We start from the raw sequence: 6,121 nt of genomic DNA on the forward strand, positions 1-6,121 counted from the left end.
GACTTATCATCTTTGCCTCTCTGGAAGTGGATATGTCAAAGTAAATGAAAAAAGCTTCAGCACAAGGCTGGAGCTCCTTTCACTCATTGTTCAAACTTCTCTGGAAACTGTTTCACAATTCCCTCAGAGAGGGCATCTGCCATGACGATGATATGGGTGACCCCTTCATCAATCGCAATGATTCTTGCCTCCCAATCTTTTTCTAAGCTTGCGGTTAAGTCATCCGACACCATTTCCAAATGCTTATACAACAGCTTTTTCAAATCCTCATTTTTCAAGTTAGGGTTGGCTTCACTAAGGAAAGCTGCTATGTCATCAGCATTTCTATACCATTCGTTGTTTAACTGATTCACCATGTCTTCGTTATCGTTTTTAGCTGCATCTACAATATTGCCAGCAATCGTAATATGCTCCTTAAGCAAATCTGTAAGTTTATTCCCTGCGTCCTCTCCGTATACCGGCTTCACCGCATGACCGATATCCTCCTGATTTTTCAGAAGCCTTGCCAGCACTTGCTCCTGATCCTCCGCTCCTGCTGTTGTTGCACTTGTAATATAATTGCTTGTCCACAAAACATGATCAATCCAAAGTCTCCTGAATTCATTTTCGAATGCTACCTCTGATTGACTAATGCTTTGTTCCAGTGTGTTATCATTGGCACTAACTAACCCAGGCAGCATGTTTAGCAGTAATAACAAAGTTACTACCTTAACCAATAATTTTTTCATTCAACTTACTCCTTCCCAAATAAAAAGTACCTTCCTATTATTGCTATATCGATTTTTTTCATTCGTTAAAATCAAAGTAATCTTCCACAAATAATGCCCCTGCGTAAGCAATTACGCAGGGGCATTAATGATAAGACTTCTTGGCAGCAAAAATAGGAGGCAGTAGACATTTGCTCTACTGCCCCCTATTGCTGTTTGTTTAGAGTTTTCCTTGACAAAGATTTTATCAGGCCGTCGGTTTCAGCTCTTCTTCAAGTGGAATATCCTGGTTCAGTCCGCGGCGGGCGGCGATAAAGAAGGCGGTGACGACCGCAACGGTAATGATGGCAGCGCCCACATACGAAACGTTGAGGGACAACCCGAATCCAATCGGTGCGTTTAGAATATAGGTGAACGTCGCCATCGTCATAAACGTTGCTGGAATCGCAGCGATCCAGTAATTTTTTCTTGATAGGAACAAGTACATCGCTCCAACCCAAAGGGCAATGACGGCGGTTGACTGGTTCGCCCAGGAGAAGTATCTCCAAAGTAGTGTGAAATCAATGCGTGTCAGCACGAAGGAAATCACGAACAGCGGTACAGCAATCCAAATACGGCTGGCTATTTTCTTTTGAGAAACCTTGATGTAATCGGCAATAATCATACGTGCACTACGGAAAGCGGTGTCGCCTGACGTAATCGGCAGGACGATGACACCAAGAACAGCAAGTGTTCCTCCGACAGCTCCGAGCATCGCAATGGAAACTTCACTGACGACAGCGGCAGGACCTCCACTGGCAAGGACTTCGTTAAGACCGGCAGAGCCGTTGAATACACTCATGGCAGCAGCTGCCCAGATCATCGCGATAATACCTTCAGCGATCATCATGCCGTAAAAAATGCGGCGGCCTTGTTTTTCCTTCTGAGTCGTTCGAGAGATAATCGGTGTCTGCGTCGCATGGAAACCAGACAGGGCACCACAGGAAATCGTTAAGAATAACAGCGGGAAAATCGGTGCGTTATCCGGGTGCATGTTCGTTAACGTAAGCTCTGGAATCGGTGCTCCTGTGATCACAAGAGAAGCTCCTACACCAATGGCACTGATTAAAAGCAGCGCCCCGAAAATCGGGTAGAAACGCCCGATGATTTTGTCAATCGGGAGCATCGTAGCCAGCAGATAATAAACAAAAATGGCTCCAATAATGATCGGCAGGCTCAGCCAGCTGCTCGTCATATTGTGCAGCAGGTCAGCAGGAGCGGAGACAAATACCGTACCGACAAGCACGAGCAGTAAAATCGCAAAAGCGTTCACGACGTGTTTCATCACTTTTCCTAAAAACTTACCGGCAAGCTCAGGCAGGTGCGCGCCCCGGTTACGAATCGAAATCATACCTGTTAAATAATCGTGGACCGCCCCGGCGAAGATACAGCCAAATACAATCCACAAAAAGGCCACAGGTCCATAAAGCGCTCCGAGAATCGGACCAAAGATCGGCCCCACCCCGGCTATATTTAATAACTGAATTAATGAATTTCTCTTTTCCCCCATAGGCAGGTAATCGACGCCATCGCCGTGCGTATAAGCCGGTGTCTGGCGGTCTGTATTCACGCCGAACGTTTTCTCGACGAATTTACCGTACGTAAAATAACCAACAATTAAAAGTGCAATACTTACTAGAAACGTAATCACAACTGCTTCCTCCTTACAATCTCTGTAATCGCTTACAACGATCGTAACAAAAGAACGCTTACATTTTACGGATTCTGTCTAAGATGTCGAAATCTCTGTCTGAGATGCAAAAAAACCGTCCTCTAAAAAGGACGGTGGGATGGTTTAGAAGGTGATTATAGATTGTATTTAGCTGTTCGCTGATGGGGCGGGAGCTTCTTTTGGACGCATTCCATACCAGCAGTGGAAGTTCGTTCCGCTTTTATTGAAAAGGGTTTTAGGAAACAGCGAGACTCCTGTGGGAGATGCGGATTAGGGGTGCCCCCGCAGAGCTGAAAAGCTCGAGGAGGCACCCCATACGCCCACGGAAAGCGAGTTGTTTCCTAAAACCCTTTCACTCTTACAATTCAAGCTGTTTTCGTAACCCTTTCACATAATTACGGCTCACAGAAAGCTTGTCTTTTCTACCCCTAAGCTCCAGCTGATAGGCTCCGTTAAACCATGGGATTAAGCGATCGACATAATCAAGATTCACAAGGTAGCTTTTATGAATGCGGAAGAACGAAAATCCTTTCAGACGTTCTTCCACTTCCTTTAATGTCCACTTCGTTTCGTACTCATGATCTTTCGCGACGATTTTCGTCAGGCGGTCTTCCCTGTACACATACATAATATCTGCAGGATTGAGGTAATGGATTTCATCGTCTCTTTCTACGGCCAGCTTGGAGGGGCGCGATACTGTGCTTTCTACGGGACGAAGCTTTTTCTCTAACCGGGCAATCGCAACGCCTAACTGTTCCTCATCAAACGGCTTTAACAAATAATCAACGGCCTCATGACGAAAAGCCTCCACCGCAAAATCAGGATAGGCGGTCGCAAAGACGATGGCCGGTACTTTTCTCAATTCCTGAACGGATTTCGCGACCTCCATGCCGTCCATTTTCGGCATTTCTACATCTAAGAAAATGACATCGGGCTGCAGATGGATTGCTTTCATAATCGCTGCATCGCCTGAGTCCGCCTCACCTACAACTTCTATTGCATCATAAGACGTAAGCAAATAAATTAACTCTTCCCGGCTGAAGCGTTCATCATCGACAATCAGTGCCTTAATCGAACCCATCACGCAGATACCTCCTTTCCTTTATGAGGAATAACAAATGAAATGGTCGTTCCTTCCCCAGGCTTACTTTCAATGTGGAGCTTCGATTTTTCGCCATGCATATGGACTAACCGTTTATTGACGTTCATAAGCCCAAGACCTGTGCCTTTCTCGGAGTGTACTTCTTTTTCTCCAAGGGAGGCTAAACGCTCAGATGTCATCCCGCTGCCGTTATCGATGACCGTAATTCTTACTCTGTCGCCAAGGTCGCGGACTTGTATCGTGATTTTACAGTCATCTTCCTTATCTTTGATCCCATGCTTGATGCTGTTTTCCACCAGCGGCTGCAGCGTAAGCGGAGCAACTTTCACCGATAGAGCGGAAGGATCAATCTCGTAGTTCACCTGTAATTTATCGACAAAGCGGGTTTCTTCTATTAAAAGATAGGCTTTCACGTGCTTTAATTCTTCATCAAGCGACGTCCATGTCTTCGTTGTAGCTCCAAGGTTTTGACGGAAAAATTTTGACAAAGCGATTAGAAGGGAGCGGGCACGGTCCGGCTCTGTGCGGGTCAGCGACACAATCACATTTAACGAATTGAATAAAAAGTGCGGATTGACTTGAGCCTGCAGCGCTTTTACTTCGGCTTCCTTTGCCAGCTCCTGGGCTTTCTCGGCTTCCGCAATTTCAAGCTGCTGGCCAAGCAGGGCGCTCAGACCCTGAATCAGCTCTAGAAGGAGGTTTGATATCTCTTTTTCAGAGCGCACATAGAATTTCAGCGTGCCGACAACTTCCTGTCTTTTCTTCAATGGAGCGATGACAGCGGCCCCAAGCGGACAGTCCGAATGGCTGCAATTGATATCGCCATGCGTCGCCACAATCATCGTTCCTTTCTGAATCACTTCCCTCGTAGCATTGGTCTGAATATTCTCCCCGGACCGGTGGTGATCATCCGCCTCTCCGACATGGGCCAGAATTTTCTCCTGATCTGTCATCGAAATGGCACTCACGTCCACTTCGTCATAGATGATCTGACAGGCTTTTTGAGATGAATCCTTCGTTAATCCTTTTCGTAAGTAAGCAACCGTCGACTCCGCGAGCTTCAATGCTTTCTGCGCCTGCAGCGCTCCAGCTTTTTCTTCTTCGTTTAACACATTTCGAATGATAAGCAAAAAGAGGGCAGACCCCAGACCATTTGCGACAATCATCGGCAGGCCGATATCCTGGACAAGCTCCCACGCACGGGAGAATGGCTTGGACACCGCTAAAATAATGCCCATCTGCACCATCTCGGCCAGTCCGCCGATCAACAGCGCTGTCTTCAACTTCAGCGGCTTATCTTTTTTATGAAAAAAACCGGCAAGCACACCAGCAACAACTGCCGAAATGCCACAAGCAAAACCAGTAAAGCCTCCCAGCGAGAAGCGGTGGATGCCTGCGATCAGTCCGGCACCAATCCCGATGCGGTACCCTCCGAAAAGACCGGCAGCCACAATGCCAATCACCCTCGAGTTCGCGATCGCTTCACTCTCAACTAAATCCATCGCCCATCTTCCAAACTCAAGAGAGCTTGTATCATATGTAATGCCTGTATAGGTTCCAATAATCCCGAACAGCCCGAAGAATGCAATCGCCATCATCTGCTGTCCCGGATGCAAAGACTTACGGTCAATCAGCTCCCGAAAAAACCGGAACCTCGTAATGATGAAAGCAACCGTCACGATAATGCCGAGCCGCTCCAGCATCGGGAGAAATAGTTCGAACATCTGTCTCGTCCTTCCCAGTCGTTTTGCTTCTATTGTAGCATGCTTGAAAACGTTTCATACAAATGGGAGATGCTGCTGTTTCATAATGTAAATGTTTCCATAACGTCAGATCTACATTCCTTGAAATGTTTAGCGCGTAATAAAAACTACAAGAAGAGGTATACATTTTATTTACCATTAATTATTAACAGCCCCATAAACCAACCATGTTGTTTTAGTATGTATAGATTTAAATCTCCTTACCAAGCTATATAGAAGGGTTCTATAAGGAGGAATATCTTTGGATTTACATTTTATATGGAAATCTATTGTGATTGTTATTGGAGGGGTGCTTCTTTTGCGGTTAGCTGGCAGAAAGTCAATTTCACAGCTGACGGTTGCTCAAACGGTCATGATGATAGCTGTTGGTTCATTAATTATTCAACCTGTAAGCGATAGGAACGTCTGGATTACGATGGTGATTACATTTTTATTGGTACTTCTCCTTATTTTTATTGAGTATATCGTTTTGAAATATGATGCTTTAGAAACTTTAATTTACGGAAAGTCTCTTATGGTAGTCGAAAATGGCAAAATCAATGAAAGAAATTTAAAAAAATTACGCTTAACGGTGGATATGCTTGAAGTGCGATTAAGACAACAGAACATCCAAAACATAAGTGATTTGCAATGGGCAACCATAGAACCAAATGGCCAGTTAGGATATATGTTAAAGCCTGATCACCAATACTCTACTAAAAAAGATATTCAAATGCTGATGTCGATGATTCAATCGAACCAGTCCACTGTCAACAATGAAACACAAGTCAATCAACCAGGTGGATCAGATAACCTTTTTAAGGAAGTTAAAAATAAAAAACATATAGAAGAACCTCCA

Annotated in this window: 5 protein-coding genes; 1 reads left to right on the forward strand and 4 read right to left on the reverse strand. The window is 45.1% G+C overall.

What is annotated here, in order from left to right; translation table 11 throughout:
- Positions 1-83: 83 nt before the first annotated feature.
- The 4 genes from IEV27_RS19670 to IEV27_RS19685 form a co-directional block, all read right to left on the reverse strand.
- On the reverse strand, positions 84-728 hold the full coding sequence (locus IEV27_RS19670) for a glycosyltransferase (RefSeq protein ID WP_188379219.1): 645 nt from the start codon (positions 726-728) through the stop codon (positions 84-86).
- A 226-nt stretch (positions 729-954) separates the two neighbouring features.
- Positions 955-2,397 carry a carbon starvation CstA family protein gene (locus tag IEV27_RS19675; RefSeq protein WP_188379220.1) on the reverse strand — a complete coding sequence of 481 codons (1,443 nt, stop codon included), beginning with the start codon at positions 2,395-2,397 and terminating at the stop codon, positions 955-957.
- 379 nt (positions 2,398-2,776) lie between these two features.
- Positions 2,777-3,502, reverse strand: a complete 726-nt coding sequence (locus IEV27_RS19680; protein ID WP_188379221.1) for a LytR/AlgR family response regulator transcription factor — start codon at positions 3,500-3,502, stop codon at positions 2,777-2,779.
- Complete coding sequence (locus IEV27_RS19685) at positions 3,499-5,244, reverse strand: sensor histidine kinase (protein ID WP_188379222.1); 1,746 nt, start codon at positions 5,242-5,244, stop codon at positions 3,499-3,501. The genes IEV27_RS19680 and IEV27_RS19685 overlap by 4 nt, the downstream gene beginning before the upstream one ends.
- A 280-nt stretch (positions 5,245-5,524) precedes the next feature.
- Between IEV27_RS19685 and IEV27_RS19690 the strand changes: the two genes are divergently transcribed.
- On the forward strand, positions 5,525-6,121 hold a 597-nt coding region (locus IEV27_RS19690; RefSeq protein ID WP_188379223.1), incomplete at its 3' end, for a DUF421 domain-containing protein.

The organism is Halobacillus andaensis (genome assembly GCF_014636475.1).
In the GTDB taxonomy this organism is placed as follows: domain Bacteria; phylum Bacillota; class Bacilli; order Bacillales; family Halobacillaceae; genus Halobacillus_A; species Halobacillus_A andaensis.

Excerpts from the sequence above, each read along its gene's own strand:
- IEV27_RS19670 (WP_188379219.1), bottom strand. The coding sequence starts at position 728 with ATGAAAAAATTATTGGTTAAGGTAGTAACTTTGTTATTACTGCTAAAC.
- IEV27_RS19685 (WP_188379222.1), bottom strand. The coding sequence starts at position 5,244 with ATGTTCGAACTATTTCTCCCGATGCTGGAGCGGCTCGGCATTATCGTG.